Source organism: Rhizobium skierniewicense, from assembly GCF_014196515.1.
Taxonomy (GTDB): domain Bacteria; phylum Pseudomonadota; class Alphaproteobacteria; order Rhizobiales; family Rhizobiaceae; genus Agrobacterium; species Agrobacterium skierniewicense.
This window is the reverse complement of record NZ_JACIDV010000017.1, coordinates 1-21,058: the sequence shown is the minus strand read 5'-3', so window position 1 is coordinate 21,058 and position 21,058 is coordinate 1. Positions and strand designations below refer to the sequence as shown.

The following is a 21,058-nucleotide window of genomic DNA, read 5'->3' as shown; positions in this document are numbered from 1 at the left end:
CTTATCAGCCCTTCATCATATTGACGTCTTCCACGGCAATCGATCCGCGGTTGCGATAGAAGACAACGAGTATTGCAAGACCGATGGCAGCTTCCGCAGCCGCGACAGTCAGAATGAACAGAGCAAAGACCTGGCCGACGATATCGTTGAGGAACGACGAGAAGGCCACCATGTTGAGATTGACCGCGAGCAGGATCAATTCGATCGACATCAGAATGACGATGACGTTCTTACGGTTGAGAAAGATACCGAAGATGCCGATCGTGAAGAGGACCGCGCTGACCGTGAGGTAATGGGAAAGACCGATTTCCATAATATGATTTTCCTTGGATCCGTTCGCGCCTTAGATGCCCTGACCCGGCTTGACCTTGACCGTTGTCACGGCAGTCTTCGGGTCGCGACCAACCTGCGTTGCAATGTCCTGTCGCTTGATGTCGGTGCGATGACGCAGCGTCAGCACAATGGCGCCGATCATGGCCACCAGCAGCACGAGACCGGCAAGCTGGAAGAAGTAGACGTAGTTCGTGTAGAGCACGTCGCCGAGTGCTGCCGTATTGGCGCGCTCCAGCGGGTTCGGGATCGGCATGGTGATGGACTTCGCCGCCTGCGGGTTGAGCACGCTGCCACCCACGACGATGATCAGTTCCGCCGCCAGAATGATACCGATCAACGCACCCACCGGCGCATATTGCAGCACGCCCGAGCGCAACTCTGCAAAATCCACATCCAGCATCATGACGACGAAGAGGAACAGCACCGCCACGGCGCCGACATAAACCACAAGCAGGATCATGGCGAGGAATTCAGCGCCCGTCAGCAGGAAGAGAGCGGCTGCGTTGAAAAAGGTCAGAATGAGGAACAGCACCGAATGAACGGGGTTCTTTGAAGCAATGACCATGAACGCAGACGCCACGGCGACGAAAGCGAAAATGTAAAAGAATACAGCGTGCAGACCCATGTTGGTGCCTTTTTGTCCTCACCGGACAAACGCGACCCTGAAGCCGCATGCCCGTTTCGTTCCCGCCAGCGATAACCGACGGGCATTGACTGTTTTACCCTCTCCGAAGCACTGCCCCGAAGATATCATGCTGCCTTAACGGTAAGGCGCATCCAGAGCAAGGTTGCGAGCGATTTCACGTTCCCAACGGTCGCCATTATCAAGAAGACGCTGCTTGTCGAAATACAGCTCCTCACGGGTTTCCGTCGCAAATTCGAAGTTCGGACCCTCGACGATGGCGTCGACAGGGCATGCTTCCTGGCAGAAGCCGCAATAGATGCATTTTACCATGTCGATATCGTAACGAACCGTGCGGCGCGTGCCGTCGTTGCGGCGTGGGCCAGCTTCGATGGTGATGGCCTGGGCAGGACAGATCGCTTCGCATAGCTTGCAAGCGATACAGCGCTCCTCGCCGTTGGGATAACGGCGCAAAGCATGTTCGCCACGGAAGCGCGGGCTGACCGGTCCCTTTTCAAAGGGATAGTTTACCGTCGCCTTCTGTTTGAAGAAGTGACGCATCGTCAGGAAGAAGGCGCCAACGAATTCCTTGAGGAACAGCGAATTGACGGCTTGTGAAAGACTGGCCATCTCAACCTCCAAATCTACAAGCGAGGACTAAGGACATCTTATGCCCCCGCCGTCAGCTTGAGTACGAATGCAACAATCACGACCATGGCGAGCGACAGGGGAAGGAAGACCTTCCAGCCGAGACGCATCAACTGGTCATAGCGGTAACGTGGAACAAATGCCTTCACCAAGCCGAACATGAAGAAGACCATGCCAGCCTTCAGCGCAAACCAGATGATACCCGGCACCCAGTTGAGGAACCAGACATCAACGATAGGAAGCCAGCCGCCAAGGAACAGGATGGTCGTCAGGCAGCACATCAGAACGATGGCAGCATATTCGCCCAACATGAACATCATGTACGGGGTTGAGCCATACTCTACCATGTGACCGGCCACAAGTTCCGATTCCGCTTCCGGCAAATCGAACGGTGGACGGTTAGTCTCAGCCAGCGCCGAGATGAAGAAGACGATGAACATCGGGAACAGCGGCAACCAGTGCCAATCCAGGAACGACGCCGGAAGACCAAGCGACGTACCGATACCGGAATGCTGGGCATTCACGATATCCGTCAGGTTCAGCGAACCGACGCAGAGCAGAACGGTGACGATGACAAGGCCGATGGAGACTTCGTAGGACACCATTTGTGCGGCAGAACGAAGCGCACCGAGAAACGGATACTTCGAGTTCGAGGCCCAGCCACCCATGATGATGCCGTAGACTTCCAGCGATGAAATCGCAAAGATATAGAGAATGCCGACATTGATGTTGGCAATCACCCAGCCATTCGCAAACGGGATAACCGCATAGGTCGCGAGCGCCAGTGTCACGGCAACCAAGGGCGCCAGCAGGAACACGGCCTTGTTGGCACCGGACGGAATGACCGGCTCTTTCAAAATGAACTTCAAAAGGTCGGCGAACGACTGGAAAAGACCGAAAGGACCGACGACGTTCGGACCACGGCGCAGTTGTACAGCCGCCCAGATTTTACGGTCTGCGAGCAGAAGGAAGGCGATCGACACCAGCAATAAAACAAGAAGCAGCAGGGACTGGCCGACAATAATCAGCGCGGGCCAGACGTAGCTCCAGAAAAACGATTCCATAGTCCCCTACCCTTACTCTGCCGCAGCCTTGAAGTTGTTGCGGGCCAATGCGGAACATTCGGCCATCACGGCGGACGCTCTCGCAATCGGGTTCGTCAAATAAAAATCCTTAACCGGCGAGCCAAAGCCTGCCTTGTTGAGGGTGCCACCCTGGTTCGCCAGCGCTTCAATTCCCGCAACGTCGGCCACGGCAATTTCATCAGCATCGGCAAAATGCGGATGCGCGATGTAAAGCTGGGCACGCAGTGCAGAGAGAGAATCAAACGGCAGCTTATGACCGAGAACGTCGGACAGTGCCCGCAGGATCGCCCAGTCTTCGCGGGCTTCACCCGGTGCGAAACCGGCGCGGTTGCCCATCTGCACGCGTCCTTCGGTGTTGACCCAGATACCGGACTTTTCGGTATAGGCCGCACCCGGCAGAATGACATCGGCGGCCATTGCGCCAGCGTCGCCATGCGAACCAATATAGACGGTCAGCTTTGCGGTCTTTGTCGAGAGATCGATCTCATCCGCACCGAGCAGGAAGAGAACATCCGACGAGGCCACGATCGATGCAGCATTGGCCGACTTGTCCGCCGGTACGAAGCCGATATCCAGACCACCAACGCGGGCGGCAGCTGTATGCAGAACAGAGAAGCCGTTCCATTCAGCCGAGATGACACCCACGGAAACGGCAAGCTTTGCAGCCGCAGCCAGCACGGCCGCTCCGTCTTCACGCGAGATCGCGCCCTGCCCGACGATGATCATCGGGTTCTTTGCTGCCTTTAGCTTTTCAACGAAGCTATGCGAACCGGAAGCCAGGTCAGACAGAGTGTCCGTGCCCGAGCCGAGGTATTCGTATTCGTAACGCAGTTCGCTCGCTTCGCCGATAACCGCAATCGGGAATCCGCCACGACGCCAGCGCTTGCGAATGCGCGCGTTGAGGACGGATGCCTCATAGCGTGGATTGGATCCGATGATCAGCAGCGCGTCGGCATGTTCGATGCCTTCGATCGTTGCGTTGAACAGGTAGCTTGCGCGACCGAGCGATGGATCGAGGGCCGCGCCATCCTGACGGCAATCGACATTGGTCGAACCGAGCGATGCGAGCAGCGTCTTGAGCGCAAACATTTCTTCGACGGATGCCAGATCACCAGCGATAGCGCCGATCTTTTCACCGGATGTGGCGGCAACGGCAGCCGTGATCGCGCCGAAGGCTTCGCCCCATGTGGCAGGCTGCAAGCGGCCATCCTTGCGGACGTAAGGCTTGTCGAGACGCTGGGTCTTGAGGCCGTCCCAAATGAAGCGGCTCTTGTCGGAAATCCACTCTTCGTTGATCGCTTCGTTGACACGCGGCATGACGCGCATGACTTCGCGACCACGGGTATCGACACGGATGGCGGAGCCGAGCGCATCCATCACATCGATGGTTTCGGTTTTGCCGAGTTCCCATGGACGCGCGGTGAACGCGAAAGGCTTGGAGGTCAGAGCACCGACCGGGCACAGGTCAACGACGTTGCCCTGAAGCTCAGACGTCATCGCCTGCTCAAGGTATGTCGTGATCTCGGCATCCTCGCCGCGACCGATCAGACCGAGTTCGGAAATGCCGGCGACTTCCGTGGTGAAGCGAACGCAGCGTGTGCAGTGAATACAGCGGTTCATCACCGTCTTGACGAGCGGTCCGATGTATTTGTCTTCCACGGCGCGCTTGTTTTCGGAATAGCGCGAGCCAGGAATACCAAAGGCCATCGCCTGGTCCTGCAGGTCGCATTCGCCACCCTGGTCACAGATCGGACAATCGAGCGGATGGTTGATGAGCAGGAATTCCATCACGCCTTCGCGGGCCTTCTTGACCATCGGCGTGTTGGTGAAAACTTCCGGCAATTCGCCGTTCGGGCCGCCGCGAATATCGCGTACGCCCATGGCGCAGGAAGCAGCGGGCTTTGGAGGTCCGCCCTTTACCTCGATGAGACACATGCGACAGTTACCCGCCACGGACAAACGCTCGTGGAAACAAAAGCGAGGAACTTCGGCACCAGCCTCCTCGCACGCTTGCAACAGCGTGAAATGATCCGGAACTTCGATCTCTTTACCGTCAACCTTGAGCTTTGTCATGGTCCTACTTACGTCCTGTTGCCTGTCCGTCGCGCATCTGAATGCGGTAAAGGACAAATCCTGATGGCATCCGGCTGAGACTCAAAAAGCGCCAGACACTTTAACGATGTCAGGGACCGGTACACCCGATCCCCGCCCCTCGCAACACCCTTTGGGTGTTACTTTGGCCGGTGTTACTCGGCAGCCTCAAGCACAGCGCCATCATCCATGGCCCTGTAGGTATATTCATCGATCCGCTTTTCGATTTCCGGACGGAAATTGCGGATCAGCGCCTGGACAGGCCATGCGGCTGCATCACCCAGCGCACAGATGGTGTGGCCTTCGATCTGCTTCGTGACTTCGAACAGCATATCGATCTCACGCTTCTGCGCGTTGCCCTTCACCATGCGCTCCAGCACGCGCCACATCCAGCCCGTACCTTCGCGGCAAGGGGTGCACTGGCCGCAGCTTTCGTGCTTGAAGAAGGCCGCGATCCGGGCGATGGCCTTGATGACGTCGGTGGACTTGTCCATGACGATCATGCCGCCCGTGCCGAAAGACGACTTTACGTCGCGCATGCCGTCGAAGTCCATGATGGCGTCCTTCATGTCCTCACCGCGAACGATGGGGCACGATGCGCCGCCTGGAATGACGCCGAGAAGATTGTCCCAGCCGCCACGAATACCACCACAGTGACGCTCGATCAGTTCCTTGAAGGACAGGCCCAGCGCATCTTCGAAGGTGCAGGGACGCTCGACATGGCCAGAGACCATGAACAGCTTCGTGCCGACGTTGTTCGGACGGCCGATGGAGGAGAACCACGAGGCACCACGACGCAAGATAGTCGGTGCAACGGCGATCGATTCGACGTTGTTGACCGTGGTCGGGCAGCCGTAGAGGCCCATATTGGCCGGGAACGGAGGCTTGAGGCGCGGCTGGCCCTTCTTGCCTTCCAGGCTTTCGAGAAGCGCCGTTTCCTCACCGCAGATGTAAGCGCCTGCGCCATGGTGAACGTAGACGTCGAAATCCCAGCCGTTCTTGTTGTTCTTGCCGAGCAGACCGGCGTCGTAGCATTCGTCGATGGCAGCCTGAAGGGCTTCGCGTTCGCGCATATATTCACCGCGAACATAGATGTAAGCGGTGTGTGCGCTCATGGCGAAGCCGGCGATCACGCAGCCTTCGATCAGCGTGTGCGGATCGTGGCGCAGGATTTCGCGGTCCTTGCAGGTACCGGGCTCTGATTCGTCGGCGTTGACGACGAGATAATGCGGACGGCCGTCGCTTTCCTTCGGCATGAAGGACCATTTCAGGCCAGTCGGGAAGCCAGCACCACCACGACCACGAAGGCCGGATGCCTTCATTTCGTTGATGATCCAGTCACGTCCCTTTTCGATGATCTGCTTTGTGCCATCCCAATGACCGCGCGCAAGCACACCCTTCAGCGAGGTATCCTTGAGGCCGTAGAGATTGGTAAAGATGCGATCCTGATCTTTTAACATGCTTGACCTCTCTACAGCGGCTTCTTGCCGAAGACCCTGATATATTCGGCTTCGCCACCCTTGGCGAGCGCCTCGGCCTGACGTACCCAATCATCGCGATCGATACGGCCCTTGAAATTCAGATAACCATCGACCCACTCACGTTCCTCGGCAGACCAACCGGCAACCTGCATGTATGTGAAGATGCCGAGCTCGTTGAGCGTCGCCTCGATCTTCGGACCGACGCCGGAAATCAGCTTCAGATCGTCGGCCTTTGCAGGACGCTCGATCTTGGCCGGACGGTTCTTGTCTTCCAGCGATGGCTTGAGAGAGGTTTTCGTCTCGCCAGACCCTTCCTTGGCCGCATCCTTGGCATTGCTTTCGGACGCCTTGGGATCGGTAACAGGTGTCTTCAGCTTCGCGTCGGACTCTGCTGCAGTCGTTGTCGGCTTCGCCGCTTCGGACGGTACAGGTGCCGCTGCTGGCGCCGCGGCAGCAGGCGCCTCAACTGGCTTGTCGAGATTGGAACGATCCGGCTTTGTCTCTTCGGTCAACGTCGTGAGCGGGCCGATTGGAGCCGACAGGTGACGGTCGATCTGCGGACCCGGCTTGACGGTGTCGCCCTTGCCTGCTTCGAACGTGTCGATGATCTCTTCCAGGCGCTCGGGCGTCAGGTCTTCATACGCGTCCTTGAAGATGATGACCATCGGTGCATTGACGCAGGCACCCTGACATTCGACCTCTTCCCATGACAGCGTGCCGCTCTCATTGGGCGTCAGTGGATCATGGTGGATCTTGTGACGACAAACGTCCATCAGCGCTTCGGAACCGCGCAGCATGCAGGGCGTGGTGCCACAGACCTGAATGTGAGCCCTTGTGCCGACAGGCTTGAGCTGGAACTGCGTATAGAAGGTCGCAACCTCGAGCACACGGATATAAGCCATATCCAGCATGTCCGCGATTTTTTCGATACAGGCGCGGGTAACCCAGCCATCCTGCTCCTGTGCACGCATCAATAGCGGGATCACCGCTGACTGTTGGCGTCCCTCAGGGTATTTCTGGATCGTTTTTTCCGCCCACGCGATGTTGTCCGCGTTAAACGCGAAACTCGCGGGCTGGACCTGATCTTCAGCTAGTCGACGAACGGACATACTTCCTCACGCCTCATCAGTTTAACGACTCGCACCGCGATCTCGTCACCGTGACGAACTCGCAGGCATAGGCCGTTTTGTCTTTTTGCATGAACACAATGAATTTTCCGCCATTGGGAAGCGAGGATTTGATCTCGTATCCCTGCGACAGAAGTTGTTTGACAGATGATGAACCGCCGCTCGCCTGCGAAGACACACCGTCGTCCGCCGTCTGGGCGAAAACAGGTGCGGTCGCGGCGACAAGAGCCAACATGGCCAGCGGCAAACGCATCAGCGATCAACCTCCCCGAACACGATGTCCAGAGAGCCGAGAACCGCCGTCACGTCGGCGAGCTGGTGGCCCTTGCAAAGGTAATCCATCGCCGCCAGATGCGCAAAACCCGGAGCGCGAATCTTGCAGCGATACGGCTTGTTCGAACCATCGGCGACCACATAGACGCCGAACTCACCCTTTGGCGCTTCGACGGCTGCGTACACTTCGCCGGCTGGAACGTGATAGCCTTCGGTGTAAAGCTTGAAGTGGTGGATCAGCGCTTCCATCGAACGCTTCATCTCGCCACGCTTCGGCGGCACGACCTTGCCATCGAGAGACGAAACCGCGCCGATGCGGTGCTTGCCCTGCAAAAGCTCGACGCACTGCTTCATGATCTTGATCGATTCGCGCATTTCCTGCATGCGGATCAGATAGCGGTCATAACAGTCGCCATTCTTGCCGACGGGAATGTCGAATTCGAGATCGGAATAGCACTCGTAAGGCTGCGCACGGCGCAAGTCCCATGCAGCACCCGAACCGCGAACCATGACGCCGGTAAAGCCCCAGGCAAACGCATCTTCCAGCGACACAACACCGATATCGACGTTACGCTGCTTGTAGATGCGGTTATCGGTCAAAAGACCTTCGACATTGTCGAGGAAGGTGATGAACGGATCGCACCATTTGCCGATATCATCCACCAGTTCAGGCGGCAGATCCTGATGGACACCACCTGGGCGGAAGTAAGCCGCGTGCAGACGAGCGCCAGACGCGCGCTCATAGAACACCATGAGCTTTTCGCGCTCTTCGAAGCCCCAGACCGGCGGCGTCATGGCGCCGACGTCCATGGCCTGGGTCGTGACGTTCATGATGTGCGAGAGAATGCGGCCGATTTCCGAAAACAGAACGCGGATCAACTGACCACGCATCGGAATTTCCAGACCGAGAAGCTTTTCCACGGCGAGCGAGAAAGCGTGCTCCTGGTTCATCGGCGCAACGTAATCCAGGCGGTCGAAATAGGGCAGCGCCTGAAGATAGGTCTTGGTCTCGATCAGTTTTTCGGTGCCGCGGTGCAACAGGCCGATATGCGGATCGACCCGCTCCACGACTTCACCGTCGAGTTCGAGGACGAGACGCAACACGCCGTGCGCGGACGGGTGTTCCGGGCCGAAGTTGATCGTGAAATTGCGAACGTTATGTTCTGTCATGGCTTGGCCTTTTCATCGCCCGGAAGAACATAGTCTGTTCCTTCCCAAGGGGAGAGAAAGTCGAAATTACGGAATTCCTGCTTCAGTTCGACCGGCTCGTAGAGAACGCGCTTCAACACGTCGTCATAGCGCACTTCCACAAAGCCAGTGACCGGAAAATCCTTGCGCAGCGGATGACCTTCAAAACCATAGTCGGTCAGGATGCGGCGCAGATCGGAATGGCCTTCGAAGGGAATGCCATACATATCCCATGCTTCGCGCTCGAACCATTCCGCGCCGATAAACACAGATGTCGCGGATGGCACGGCTTCGTCTTCTGCCGCCTGAAGCTTGATGCGGACACGCAGGTTCTGGCGTGGCGACAGCAGGTGGTAGACGACATCGAAGCGCTTTTCGCGGCTCGGCCAGTCGACACCACAGATGTCGATGATATTGACGAAACCGCACTGCACGTCATCACGCAGGAACGTCAAGAGCGCGAGAATGTTATCCGGTGTCGTAGTCAGCGTCAGCTCGCCGTAGGCAATGACGGACGATTCCAGCAGGGAACCGCGCACCTCATTCACATAGGCCGAGAGATCATTGAGAGCTTCGCTCATTTATCAGTCCTCTGCCCTTAACGCTCGATCGTACCGGTACGCCGGATCTTCTTTTGCAGCAAAAGCACGCCGTACAGCAGTGCTTCCGCCGTGGGGGGACAGCCCGGCACATAGATATCGACCGGCACCACACGATCGCAGCCGCGCACGACGGCGTAGGAATAGTGATAGTAACCGCCGCCATTGGCGCAGGAACCCATGGAAATGACGTAACGTGGCTCCGGCATCTGGTCATAGACCTTGCGAAGCGCGGGCGCCATCTTGTTGGTCAGCGTGCCCGCAACGATCATTACGTCCGACTGGCGCGGTGACGCGCGCGGGGCAACGCCGAAGCGTTCCATGTCGTAACGCGGGCCGGAAGCCTGCATCAGGCCTTCAACGGCGCAACAGGCCAGACCAAACTGCATCCACATCAACGAACCGGTGCGCGCCCAGGTGATCAACTCATCCGTGGACGTGACCAGAAAACCCTTGTCGGCAAGCTCGTCGTTGATTTCGGTAAAATAGCCATCATCACTGCCAACAGGCTTGCCTGTGGCCGGATCGATGATGCCCTTGGGCTTTTGTGCGACAAGCGTGGTGTCGTTTGAAACTACGCCCATTCGAGTGCCCCCTTCTTCCATTCGTAGATAAAGCCGATGGTGAGAACGCCGAGGAACACCATCATGGACCAGAAGCCAAACCAGCCGATTTCACCGAAGGACACGGCCCACGGGAATAGGAACGCGACTTCCAGATCGAAGATGATGAACAGGATCGACACCAGATAGAAGCGAATGTCGAACTTCATACGGGCATCGTCGAAAGCATTGAAGCCGCACTCGAATGCGGAGAGCTTTTCCGGGTCCGGATTCTTGTAGGCAACGGCAAAAGGCGCAATCAACAGCGCCAGACCGATGACAAGCGCGATACCAATGAAGATTGCGATCGGAATGTAGGAACTGAGGAGTTCAGTCATTGTCTCTTCCTTGCCCGACCGAGCGTCGAGCATGCCCTGTCTGGACAGTGGAATCCATAGGGCCGAAATTATGTTGCAACGCCGCTGTGGTTATCGCAGCCACGCTCTCTCTGCAAGAGATTAAGTGTCATTTCAAGCCAATCGTGACCGGGATATGTCATTCTATCGGCGCAATATACCAGCCGCATCAAGCCGAAATATCGCTAACCACTTCAATCGATTAGAGAATATCGCAATTGCGAGAGAACGCGAAGCTTTCCATAAATTTGTACGCAAAACGGCAGGAAAACGGCCAAGGAAACATGATCAAAACAGGCAAGAAATGCTATAGCCGGACGCGATATGAAGACGCGATTCACACGTCGTGACGACTGCTGAACTACGGAGGGGAAGAGAAGGACGTCACGGAGACAAAATTCCCCGCATGCTCTATTTTGGGAGCAAACAATATGTTTGTAGAGGAATAAAATGGCGCGAGTGACGGGGCTCGAACCCGCGACCTCCGGCGTGACAGGCCGGCACTCTAACCAACTGAGCTACACCCGCGCATTTTAAGGATCATTGCGATCCGTAGACTTCGAGGAAGGAATGGCGCGAGTGACGGGGCTCGAACCCGCGACCTCCGGCGTGACAGGCCGGCACTCTAACCAACTGAGCTACACCCGCACATTCCCAAAAAGACTGGCCGAAACCCGCCTTACGAACTCGCCTCGGCTGTTCGTTGAGCGGCTAACTAAGGCGTTCGTGTTGGAGTGTCAAGCAAGTTTCACGACAAAAGAATAGGCTAGTGCATTTTGCATTCTCAAACGTCTGATCAAGCCGGGTTTCCCCGCGTTTTGCGCTCTTCTTTTTTTTTAGCCAGTGGAAGTGAGACTTATCCACAGACGCAAAGTTTTCATCCAAAACCAATCCCAGGCTGCCCCTCTGCCCCGTCACAGCCCATGGAGATTCGCGCGCCCTTTCGACACTGATGGGGGCTCGGCATGCTGCGGGGGCAATTCCCCGTCCACACAAAATTCGAAAAAAACAAAAAAACTTCACAAAGGCTCTTGCGGTTTTTTTCCGTTACCAATACATCACGGCCACCGACGCGGCAGACATGATCTGCGGGACGCGACGGGCGATTAGCTCAGTTGGTAGAGCGCCTCGTTTACACCGAGGATGTCGGCGGTTCGAGTCCGTCATCGCCCACCATTCTCCAAAGATTAAATATTGGAACACTGAAGCGGCTCATGGTCCGCCTGCGCGTGGAGCCGTTGATCCACCTCAATCCCATGAACATAGAGACTTTATCCGCGTGAAACCCATAGGTTTCGACGATTTTCTCCCTATATTTCAGCAAATGGTAAGAGTGTTCGTTTTGGCACATAGCAAATGCTTGTGAGCACTCAATTATGACGGATGATATTTAGGGTTTTTCAATAATTTCGCGCACATATTAGCGTACCGACTTCATGATGAAGGCGGATCTGTGGGATGTAACCATGTTTATAAACTCTGTCGTCACGCTGGCGCTGATTGCGCTGCCTATCTATGTCTTTTTTCGCTGGGTTCAGTACGACTCGGAAAGGCAGGACAGGCAGAAATAGGGACATCAATCCTCCCCTGCCCTTCCCCGCCAATTTCAGCCGTCCGCTGGATGTCCCGATGTGGTGAACGCGCCGCCTTGGTAGATCACAGCCGGATCTTTCGGGTCTTCCTTGCCGAATTCAGCAATAATCTCAGCGCGCCATTTCGATGAGCTATCCCTTGGTTTCCAACCCAGGAAGGATGTGTTGCTGTTGTCCCACCAGCTCTCGCGATTGTCGGACGCGCCATAGACAATGGCGTGCCCGAGACGCGGGGCGTCGAAACCGTGGGCGCACAGCGACACCAGATCGCCGATACTGAGCCATGTCGCCAGCATGCGGGTGTTGAGCGGCTTCGGCGTGCAGGAGCCGATCCGCACCGACAGGGTTTCCTGTCCGAACTTGTCGAAATAATAGCTTGCGAGATCCTCACCGAAGCATTTTGAGACGCCATAGAGGGTGTCGGGCCTGACAGGCGAATGGCTGTCGAGCTTCTGGTCTCGCGTGTGGAAACCGATCGTGTGGTTGGAACTGGCGAAGATGATGCGCGGCTGGCCATTGTGGCGTGCAGCTTCATACAGGTTGTAGACGCCCTCGATGTTGCCTTTCAGGATCAACTCGAACGGCCGCTCCACCGAGATGCCACCAAGGTGGATGATACCATCAACACCAGCGACGGCCTGATTGACCTCGGTGCGATTGGAAAGATCGCATTTCACGAAGCTTTCATGCGCGGCGAGATCGCTGATATCGACCATGTCCGACAGCACGACAGTTTCCGCCAATCCGGTCAGAAGTGGACGAATGACTGTGCCTACACCGCCTGCGGCGCCGGTCAACAATAGTTTTTTCAGCATGCTTCCTCCCCATCGAAATCAAAATCGTCAGTCGGTTTGTGATCATACATAATTTTGTTCGTTATCTTACCTCTACGCCTAAGAGGTCTATTTGTTCAAGGCCGAGGATTTTGCCTGTATCCCTGTCGATGGCACCAAGAATACTTTTCCAGAACGGCATTTTCCGCTTTCTCCTTCCTGAAAATCACGACGCCAAACCTCTCAACTCATATGATAAATTCTTGACGAAGATCATATCTCGATTATCATCGCGACAAAGATACAATCGGAGAGACACGTTTCATGGCTATGGATCCGCAAGAACTCAAGGTCGCGCTCGGCGCGGGGCTTCTTTCCTTCCCCGTCACGCCCTTTACCCAGAATGGCGACTTCAACGAAAAGCCTTATCTGGATCATGTCGGCTGGCTGTCCGGTTTCGATGCATCCGTGTTGTTTGCGGCTGGTGGAACGGGTGAGTTCTTTTCTCTGGCGCCAGACGAAGTCGCAACCGTCGTCAAGGCAGCGAAGTCTGCTGCCGGGTCCGTTCCCATCGTTTCGGGCTGCGGTTACGGCACCAAGATGGCCATACAGATCGCTCAGGGCGCTGAAGAAGCAGGGGCGGACGGCATCCTCTTGCTGCCGCATTATCTGATGGATGCCTCGCAGGCAGGACTGTACGCGCATATTAAGGCTGTGTGTGATTCCATCTCCATCGGCGTCATGGTCTACAACCGAGACAATTCCATTCTGACGGCGGAAACGCTCCAGAAGCTCTGTGACAACTGCCCCAACCTCGTGGGCTTTAAAGATGGGTCCGGTGACATCGGCTTGGTGCGCAAGATCACGGCGACGATTGGCGACCGCCTGACCTATCTCGGTGGCATGCCGACAGCCGAATTGTTCGCTGATGCCTATCTGGGCGCGGGCGTGACGACTTATTCGTCTGCCGTTTTCAACTTCGTGCCGGAACTTGCCCAGACATTCTACAAAGCCTTGCGTGCAGGCGACAGGACGACCACCGACCGCATTCTCATTGATTTCTTCTATCCGTTCATGGCGATTCGTAATCGCCAGAAGGGTTATGCAGTGTCCGCGATCAAGGCAGGTGTACGCCTTCTTGGCTTTGATGCCGGACCGGTGCGGGCACCACTGACGGATCTGACCGAGGAAGAAGTCGAAATGCTGAAGACCCTGATGGAGCCCTACACGTCATGAAGATCGATGCGGTTCGGACTCACCTGCTGGATTATAAGCTTGGCCATGCCTTTGAAAGCGCGTCGATGCGCTTCGACCGCCGTATTCACTGTCTTGTCGAGATCATCTGTGACGACGGAACCGTAGGCTGGGGCGAATGCCTCGGCCCAGCCAAACCGAATGCGGCCGTTGTTGCCGCATACACTCCTCACCTGATCGGCAAGGATCCGCTCGATATCGAGGTCATCTGGCATCAGCTTTATAATCTGCTGCGCGATCAGGGTCAGCGTGGCCTGACGGTCACGGCATTGAGTGGTATCGATATCGCGCTGTGGGATATCAAGGGTAGGCGTTTCGGCACGTCGATTTCGCGTCTGCTGGGTGGTCGCTTCCGTGAAAGCGTAAAAGCATACGCCACCGGGTCTTTCCGCAAGGACGGCGTCGATGCCGTATCGGACGTTGCGGCGGAAGTCGCCGGATATGCGGCGCAAGGGTTTCACGCCGTCAAGATCAAGATCGGCTTCGACGTGGCGGAGGATGTCGCGGTCATCAAGGCCGCGCGAGAATCGGTCGGCCCAGATGTGCGTATCATGATCGATGCCAATCATGGCTACGATGCGCTGGAAGCGATCGAGGTCGGCAAGGCGCTAGCACCCTTAGGCATCGATTGGTTCGAAGAGCCCGTGGTGCCCGAGCAACTGGATGCCTATCAGGCCGTTCGCGCTGGCCAGCCCATTCCGGTCGCTGGCGGTGAAACATGGCATGGCCGTTATGGCATGCGCGCACCGCTGGAAAGCCGGGCAGTCGATATTCTCCAGCCTGACCTTGCTGGAAGCGGCGGTTTTTCCGAAACCAGGCGCATCACCGATCTTGCGACGCTCTACGGTGTTCGCGTGGTTCCGCATGTCTGGGGCACAGGCGTCGCAATCGCTGCGGCTTTGCAGTTCATGGCCTATCTGCCGCCAGACCCTGCCCGGCGCAACCCACGCCCGCCTATTCTTGAATTTGACCGGACCGAAAACCCCTACCGTCAGGCGGTGCTGACCAGCCCGCTGGATCACGTCGACGGCGTGGTGCAGATACCGGATGGACCTGGTCTGGGCATTGAGATCAATCGCGACGCGCTTGAGAAGTATTCGTTGAAGGACGCGTAATCTTCAAGGGAAGGAATGACGATCAAAAAAGCCGGGCGTCCCATTCGACGTCCGGCTTTTTGTTTGATGTATCGGTACTCTCGATGTCGTCATCCCTGCCTTCATGGCGCGGATGACGCGGTATGTCACGGATCAGTTCTTGCCCTTCAGATCGACCGGGAAGAACAGCGTCTCACCGGACGAATCGTCCACGCCGTCATTGTCCGTCACTGCAAAAGCCTTGCCGGACTTGTCGAAGGCGAAACCTTCCAGCTTGTCGACGACGTAACCGTTTGTCTGAGCCTTCAAATCTGGCAGGAAGTCGTGGACTTGGGTTTTCCTGACCAGCGGCAGTTCGCCGCCGATCTTGGCAGGCTTCAGCTCGGACAGATCGACGCTGTAGAGCTTCTTGATCTTTGCCTTGTCACCAATCTGGTTGTCGCGCTCGACGATATAGACCTTGTCGCCGTGGGCGGTGATTTCGGAAAGACCGACCCAACCTTGCGCGGTCTTGTCCAGCGGGTAGTGCACGGCGCCCCATTCCTTGGACTTCAGATTGTAGGACACGAGCTTGACCATGCCCTTTTCTGCCTTGCCCCAGTCTCGCTGGACGGCCATCCACAGGGTGGCGTCGTCGCCTGTACCAATCATGGTGATGCCTTCGAAACCGAATCGGGTCTCGTCTTCCAGCAATTCCTTGGGAAGCGCAATTTCGGCCTTGATCTCGCCCTTAGCATTGACGTTGTAGACGGCATGCGGCACGAGCTTTTCGCTGTTGCCTTCGGAGGCAACCCAGAAGCCGCCCTTGCCATCGAGCGTGATGCCCTCCATATCCAGCTTCTGCGCTGCCAAGCCATCGCGCTTCACCCGCGACACACTGGTGATGAGGGCCGGTTTTTTGGTCGCATCGATCGTGTAGATGGAAGGCTGGTTACCGTAAACGGAGTCAGAGATGGCATAGAGGATGCCGTCCTTGTCGGCATCGCCGACGAGACCGGAAACGGCGCCCCAGCCGATGGGCGCTCCGTCGACCGTCTCCGACACGAGCTGCGGATAGGCCGCCTCGCCTTCGGCACGCGCGTAGATCATGACATGTGAACGAGCGCCGCCATCTGCCACCAGATCGGCCTCATTGGCGGTGATGAGAAGGTTGCGCGCTGGAATGGCAACGGCACCTTCCGGCGAGATGCCGGATGGAAGCAGTTGTGTCAATTGCGGCTCGCTGCCGGTGTCCTTGTAGACGCCAACGACGGAGGCGCGCTCTGCCAGAACGAAGATATACGTGTCACCGCCGAACGTCGCCACCTCCAGGCCTTCAGGCTCGATGCCCTTCGCCTTGGAACGCTTTTCGGGGTAATGGCCGATGGCAGCAACGGCCTGTTCCAGCGAAGCGCCCGCCTCATAGATCAGCTTGCCGGTCTTGTCGAAGATGGTGAAACCACGTGATCCGCCTTCCCAATCGCCCTCGTTGGCGATGACGATGCGGTTATCGTCCAGCCACTTCACGGCATCTGGCTCGCGCTTTCGGCCTTTTTGGCTGTCGGTAAACGTCAACTGGCCATCTGTCTTGGCATCGATGCCTTCCAGATCGACCGTGCTGGCCGAGAAATGGCTCGTGACCTTGCCGCTCTTGCCATCGACAATGACGATATGGTTGTTCTCCTGAAGTGTCAGGGCGATCTCACCCCTGGAATTGATCGAGACGAATTCCGGTTCAGGATCCTCAGGCGCGATGTCCGCTAGACCGGTGACATCGATCTTCTTCAGTGTCGAGCAATCTGCAGCGCCATTCTTTAGGCCAACTGTGACCAGGAAGCCAGCGGGCATTTGCGGTAGAGCGCCGTCATTCACCTTTTCATCGCGCTCGTTTTCGATAGCGATTGCCACAAAGCTCTTGTCCGGGGAAACGGCAACCGAATCGGGCTGGCCGCCGAGATCACAGCTCGCCTCGATGGTTTTGGTGGCGATATCGACCGTCACGAGCTTGCCAGATGGCTTGGTGAAGCTCTCCGACGTATTGACGCCAGCCAGCACCTTCGAGCCGGTCGCAACCACCGAGGTCGGCTCGCCATCCATCATCAACGCCCCAAGTGCCTTCGGCGTCTTTGGATCCTGGATGTCGATGAAGCCGATACCACCCAGAGGGCTGTCCGAATAAATCAGCGTGTTGCCGTCTTCGCTTGCCGTAATGATTTCGGCAGATGTGACCGTCTTCTCGTCCTTATCAGAGGGAAGGTTCAAAGCCACGGGGAACGAGGCGATGCGGTTGAAAACCGGCTCAGCTGCCGCAGGACATGCAGCAGATGCGAAAAGTGCTGCGGTGAGTGCCGCACTGGAAAAGCGAAATGTCATAGTGTCCCCTTCAATGCATTTGTAGATGCCTGCAAGGGCTTCTGCGGCATGCACGTGACAGCCACGTGACAATAAGAACCTGCTGAAAAACAAAAAGCCCGGCATAGCCGGGCTTTCTGCATTTTATTCGGCCGCATTTTGTAAATCTTACAAAGAGCCAAATTTTCCTCGTGTCTCTTGGATATCAAGCCCGCGCGCCGCACGCACGGACCGTCCAGAAAAAATTACGAGTTAACCGCGTCCTTCAGGCCCTTGCCTGCAGAGAACTTGGGAACGTTGCGAGCCGGGATATCGACTTCTGCACCCGTAGATGGGTTACGGCCCTTGGAGGCTTCGCGGCGGCTTACGGTGAAGCTGCCGAAGCCAGCGAGACGGATGTCGCCACCAGCCTTCAGTTCGCCCTGTACAGTTTCGAATACAGCATCCACAGCGGAAGCAGCATCAGCCTTCGTAAGACCAGCCTTTTCGGCAACTGCAGAGACGAGCTCGTTCTTGTTCATGTTTCCACCCCTTTCAATGGTTTGAAACGACTCAAATAAAGTCGGCGCAGAATACGAATGCATTCGCGCACCGCAACTCAAAAGCGCTGGAATGGCCTGAAAAACAAGGGGTCTACCGATATTTTCACAAAAAAAGACCGGCATTTCTGCCGGTCCTGGACTTAAGTTGTGCCTTAAGAGCATCACCGTGGCGTGAATGCCTCAATGAGCAATTGTTTGTCCGGCGTCGTCAACGCCCTCGACCGTGGCGACCAAGGGTGTCTCAATACTGCCATCCCACTCGATCGCCTCCGGCTGGCGGATCAGCGCATGCTTGATAACCTCACCCATCCGCGACACCGGAATGATTTCCATTCCGTTTTTCACGTTGTCGGGAATCTCTGCGAGATCCTTGGCGTTCTCTTCGGGAATGAGCACTTTCTTGATACCGCCGCGAAGCGCAGCAAGAAGCTTTTCCTTCAGACCACCGATCGGCAGAACGCGACCGCGCAGCGTGATTTCACCCGTCATGGCGACGTTCTTATCCACGGGAATGCCCGTCATGATCGACACGATCGCCGTTGCCATGGCGACACCGGCAGATGGTCCATCCTTCGGCGTCGCACCCTCCGGTACGTGCACGTGGATATCCGACTTGTCGAAGCGTGGAGGCTCGATGCCGAAGTCCACGGCGCGGGAGCGGACATAAGACGCCGCAGCCGAGATGGATTCCTTCATCACTTCCTTCAGATTGCCGGTCACCGTCATGCGGCCCTTGCCGGGCATCATCACGCCTTCAATCGTCAGAAGCTCACCGCCGACTTCGGTCCAGGCCAGACCAGTGACAACACCAACCTGATCTTCGCCCTCGGCTTCACCGTGACGATATCTCGGCACACCCAGGTAATCGTTGATGTTTTCAGCCGTCACGGCCACAGACGTCGACTTGCCCTTGATGATTTCGGTCACAGCCTTGCGGGCGAGTTTCATCAACTCACGCTCAAAGCTACGAACGCCTGCCTCACGGGTATATTGCTGGCTGATGGCCATCAAGGCATCGTCGCTGACGGAAAACTCTTCCGGGCGCAGCGCATGTTCCTTGATTGCCTTCGGCAGGAGGTGACGCTTGGCGATTTCGCGCTTTTCGTCTTCCGTGTAACCGGCAATGCGGATCACTTCCATGCGGTCCATCAATGGACCTGGAATGTTCAGCGTGTTGGCGGTTGTCACGAACATCACGTCCGACAGGTCATATTCCACTTCGAGATAGTGGTCCATGAATGTCGAGTTCTGTTCCGGATCCAACACCTCCAGCAAAGCGGAAGACGGATCGCCGCGGAAGTCCTGGCCCATCTTGTCGATTTCATCGAGCAGGAAGAGCGGGTTGGACTTCTTGGCCTTCTTCATCGACTGGACGATCTTACCCGGCATGGAGCCGATATAGGTCCGGCGGTGGCCGCGAATTTCAGCCTCGTCCCGAACACCACCCAGTGCCATACGCACATATTCACGACCCGTCGCCTTGGCGATAGACTTCGCAAGCGACGTCTTGCCAACGCCGGGAGGACCGACGAGGCACAGGATCGGGCCACGAATCTTTGTCGCGCGCGCCTGCACGGCAAGATACTCGACAATGCGCTCCTTGACCTTGTCCAGACCGAAGTGGTCGAGTTCAAGGGTTGCCTCGGCAGCGTTCAGGTCTGTCTTGATCTTCGACTTCTTAGCCCATGGCAGACCAAGCAGCCAATCCAGATAATTGCGCACGACGGTTGCTTCCGCAGACATCGGGCTCATCTGACGCAGCTTTTTCATTTCCGCGTCGGCCTTTTCCCTGGCCTCCTTGGAAAGCTTGGTCTTGGAGATACGATCTTCCAGTTCGGCCATTTCGTCACGGCCATCCTCGCCGTCGCCGAGTTCCTTCTGGATCGCCTTCATCTGCTCGTTCAGGTAATATTCGCGCTGTGTCTTTTCCATCTGGCGCTTGACGCGCGAACGGATCCGCTTTTCGACCTGAAGGACGGAGATCTCACCTTCCATGAAGCCGAGAGCCTGTTCCAGACGCTGTTTGACGCTGAGGGTTTCCAGCATCTGCTGCTTTTCGATCATCTTGATCGGCAGATGCCAGGCAACCGTGTCGGCGAGCTTGGAATTGTCATCGATCTGGCTCGCGGTGCCGACGACTTCGGGCGAAATCTTCTTGTCGAGCTTCACATAGCTTTCAAATTCCGACACGACGGAGCGCGACAGGGCTTCCAGCTCGACAGGATCTTCCTCTGTCTCGCGCAAAGCGATGGCCGTGGCTTCATAGAAGTCTTCACGGTCAGTATATTCTTCGATCTGGGCGCGACCCTTGCCTTCAACCAGAACCTTCACCGTGCCATCGGGCAGCTTCAGAAGCTGCAAAACATTGGCCAATGTGCCGACCTTGTGGATCGCGGATGGATCTGGATCGTCATCACTCGCATTGATCTGAGTAACCAGCATAATCTGCTTGTCAGACCCCATGACTTCCTCGAGCGCGCGAATGGATTTTTCGCGACCGACGAACAGTGGAACGATCATGTGCGGGAAGACGACAATGTCGCGCAGGGGAAGTACGGGATATGTACCACCAGATGCAGCAGACGGAATGTTTGTCATATCATTTCCTTTCAATGGTCCCCTTTTGGGGGACGCCTGCCGGACTTTCTTGGGGAGTTTCCGGCATATTCTGTGTTGTGACTAAAAGTGGGTTTCGTCACTGTCATTTTCAAGTCACAAGAGGAGATAGCCTTGGCCATTGGTGCAGGCTGAAATCTCACACACGCACGACGTCACAATACGCTTCACATTTTTCCGCATTCGCCCGCCACGCCGAATCGGAAAACACAGCAAACATTCAAAAAAACGTTATATCACGCTGCAAATCACATAAAAACTCTATCGGAAACGCCATTCCGCTCCAAACAATAATTCGAAGGAAATCAAAATACCGGGACGTTTCCAGTGAATAACAGACAAAAAGACCCGCCAGAGGCGGGTCAGACTGCTGACAAACCCGCCGATTTTTGTCGGTGGGTTTTTGCGTTTTTGGGCTTCTCGTTCAGGTGGTGTTTTCGCGAGCTGGATG

The 21,058-nt window shown here is 56.4% G+C and carries 19 protein-coding genes and 3 tRNA genes; 3 read left to right on the top strand and 19 right to left on the bottom strand.

Annotated features, from left to right (window positions below; translation table 11 throughout):
- Window positions 1–4: 4 nt before the first annotated feature.
- The 14 genes from nuoK to GGQ73_RS20790 all read right to left on the bottom strand — a co-directional run bounded on the left by nuoK (window position 5) and on the right by GGQ73_RS20790 (window position 11,053).
- Window positions 5–313: an NADH-quinone oxidoreductase subunit NuoK gene (gene nuoK / locus GGQ73_RS20855; protein WP_042619655.1), complete on the bottom strand. Its 309-nt coding sequence runs from the start codon at window positions 311–313 to the stop codon at window positions 5–7.
- A 30-nt stretch (window positions 314–343) separates the two neighbouring features.
- On the bottom strand, window positions 344–958 hold the full coding sequence (locus GGQ73_RS20850) for an NADH-quinone oxidoreductase subunit J (protein WP_174152724.1): 615 nt from the start codon (window positions 956–958) through the stop codon (window positions 344–346).
- A 135-nt stretch (window positions 959–1,093) separates the two neighbouring features.
- Complete coding sequence (gene nuoI, locus GGQ73_RS20845; RefSeq protein WP_042619657.1) at window positions 1,094–1,585, bottom strand: NADH-quinone oxidoreductase subunit NuoI; 492 nt, start codon at window positions 1,583–1,585, stop codon at window positions 1,094–1,096.
- Window positions 1,586–1,623: 38 nt separating this feature from the next.
- On the bottom strand, window positions 1,624–2,667 hold the full coding sequence (nuoH, locus tag GGQ73_RS20840; RefSeq protein WP_174152723.1) for an NADH-quinone oxidoreductase subunit NuoH: 1,044 nt from the start codon (window positions 2,665–2,667) through the stop codon (window positions 1,624–1,626).
- Between the two features lie 12 nt (window positions 2,668–2,679).
- Entirely contained in the window at window positions 2,680–4,761 is a 2,082-nt protein-coding gene (gene nuoG, locus GGQ73_RS20835; protein ID WP_183897689.1) for an NADH-quinone oxidoreductase subunit NuoG, read from the bottom strand.
- A gap of 173 nt (window positions 4,762–4,934) precedes the next feature.
- Window positions 4,935–6,239 carry an NADH-quinone oxidoreductase subunit NuoF gene (nuoF, locus tag GGQ73_RS20830; protein WP_183897688.1) on the bottom strand — a complete coding sequence of 435 codons (1,305 nt, stop codon included), beginning with the start codon at window positions 6,237–6,239 and terminating at the stop codon, window positions 4,935–4,937.
- 11 nt (window positions 6,240–6,250) lie between these two features.
- On the bottom strand, window positions 6,251–7,369 hold the full coding sequence (locus GGQ73_RS20825) for an NADH-quinone oxidoreductase subunit E (RefSeq protein WP_183897687.1): 1,119 nt from the start codon (window positions 7,367–7,369) through the stop codon (window positions 6,251–6,253).
- 16 nt (window positions 7,370–7,385) lie between these two features.
- Window positions 7,386–7,640 (bottom strand): hypothetical protein, encoded by a 255-nt coding sequence (locus GGQ73_RS20820; protein WP_174152720.1) that lies wholly within the window; start codon window positions 7,638–7,640, stop codon window positions 7,386–7,388.
- Entirely contained in the window at window positions 7,640–8,830 is a 1,191-nt protein-coding gene (locus GGQ73_RS20815; RefSeq protein ID WP_067652762.1) for an NADH-quinone oxidoreductase subunit D, read from the bottom strand. Before GGQ73_RS20815 ends, GGQ73_RS20820 begins: the two co-directional genes overlap by 1 nt.
- Window positions 8,827–9,429 (bottom strand): NADH-quinone oxidoreductase subunit C, encoded by a 603-nt coding sequence (locus GGQ73_RS20810; protein ID WP_174152719.1) that lies wholly within the window; start codon window positions 9,427–9,429, stop codon window positions 8,827–8,829. Before GGQ73_RS20810 ends, GGQ73_RS20815 begins: the two co-directional genes overlap by 4 nt.
- Window positions 9,430–9,446: 17 nt before the next feature.
- Window positions 9,447–10,031 carry a NuoB/complex I 20 kDa subunit family protein gene (locus tag GGQ73_RS20805; RefSeq protein WP_183897686.1) on the bottom strand — a complete coding sequence of 195 codons (585 nt, stop codon included), beginning with the start codon at window positions 10,029–10,031 and terminating at the stop codon, window positions 9,447–9,449.
- Window positions 10,022–10,387: an NADH-quinone oxidoreductase subunit A gene (locus GGQ73_RS20800; protein ID WP_042619792.1), complete on the bottom strand. Its 366-nt coding sequence runs from the start codon at window positions 10,385–10,387 to the stop codon at window positions 10,022–10,024. The genes GGQ73_RS20805 and GGQ73_RS20800 overlap by 10 nt, the downstream gene beginning before the upstream one ends.
- Window positions 10,388–10,856: 469 nt before the next feature.
- Window positions 10,857–10,933 (bottom strand) — tRNA-Asp (locus GGQ73_RS20795).
- Window positions 10,934–10,976: 43 nt separating this feature from the next.
- Window positions 10,977–11,053, bottom strand: a tRNA-Asp gene (locus GGQ73_RS20790).
- 452 nt (window positions 11,054–11,505) lie between these two features.
- Between GGQ73_RS20790 and GGQ73_RS20785 the strand changes: the two genes are divergently transcribed.
- Window positions 11,506–11,581: transfer RNA gene (locus GGQ73_RS20785), tRNA-Val, on the top strand.
- Window positions 11,582–12,011: 430 nt separating this feature from the next.
- Here the strand turns inward: GGQ73_RS20785 and GGQ73_RS20780 are convergent.
- A complete protein-coding gene (locus tag GGQ73_RS20780) occupies window positions 12,012–12,812 on the bottom strand; it encodes an NAD-dependent epimerase/dehydratase family protein (RefSeq protein WP_183897685.1) in 801 nt (266 codons plus the stop codon).
- 288 nt (window positions 12,813–13,100) lie between these two features.
- Here GGQ73_RS20780 and kdgD point away from each other — a divergent pair, with 288 nt between their 5' ends.
- Window positions 13,101–14,006, top strand: coding sequence for a 5-dehydro-4-deoxyglucarate dehydratase (gene kdgD, locus GGQ73_RS20775; RefSeq protein ID WP_174152799.1), 906 nt, complete (start codon window positions 13,101–13,103; stop codon window positions 14,004–14,006).
- Entirely contained in the window at window positions 14,003–15,139 is a 1,137-nt protein-coding gene (locus GGQ73_RS20770; RefSeq protein ID WP_183897684.1) for a mandelate racemase/muconate lactonizing enzyme family protein, read from the top strand. The genes kdgD and GGQ73_RS20770 overlap by 4 nt, the downstream gene beginning before the upstream one ends.
- 132 nt (window positions 15,140–15,271) lie before the next feature.
- Here GGQ73_RS20770 and GGQ73_RS20765 read toward each other — a convergent pair whose 3' ends face one another.
- The 4 genes from GGQ73_RS20765 to GGQ73_RS22850 all read right to left on the bottom strand — a co-directional run.
- Window positions 15,272–17,470 (bottom strand): esterase-like activity of phytase family protein, encoded by a 2,199-nt coding sequence (locus GGQ73_RS20765; protein ID WP_183897683.1) that lies wholly within the window; start codon window positions 17,468–17,470, stop codon window positions 15,272–15,274.
- Window positions 17,471–17,694: 224 nt separating this feature from the next.
- Complete coding sequence (gene hupB / locus GGQ73_RS20760) at window positions 17,695–18,033, bottom strand: DNA-binding protein HupB (protein ID WP_459559276.1); 339 nt, start codon at window positions 18,031–18,033, stop codon at window positions 17,695–17,697.
- A 138-nt stretch (window positions 18,034–18,171) separates the two neighbouring features.
- Window positions 18,172–20,589: an endopeptidase La gene (gene lon / locus GGQ73_RS20755; RefSeq protein ID WP_183897682.1), complete on the bottom strand. Its 2,418-nt coding sequence runs from the start codon at window positions 20,587–20,589 to the stop codon at window positions 18,172–18,174.
- Window positions 20,590–20,868: 279 nt separating this feature from the next.
- The coding region (locus GGQ73_RS22850; RefSeq protein ID WP_210290192.1) for a hypothetical protein at window positions 20,869–21,058 on the bottom strand (190 nt) is incomplete at its 5' end.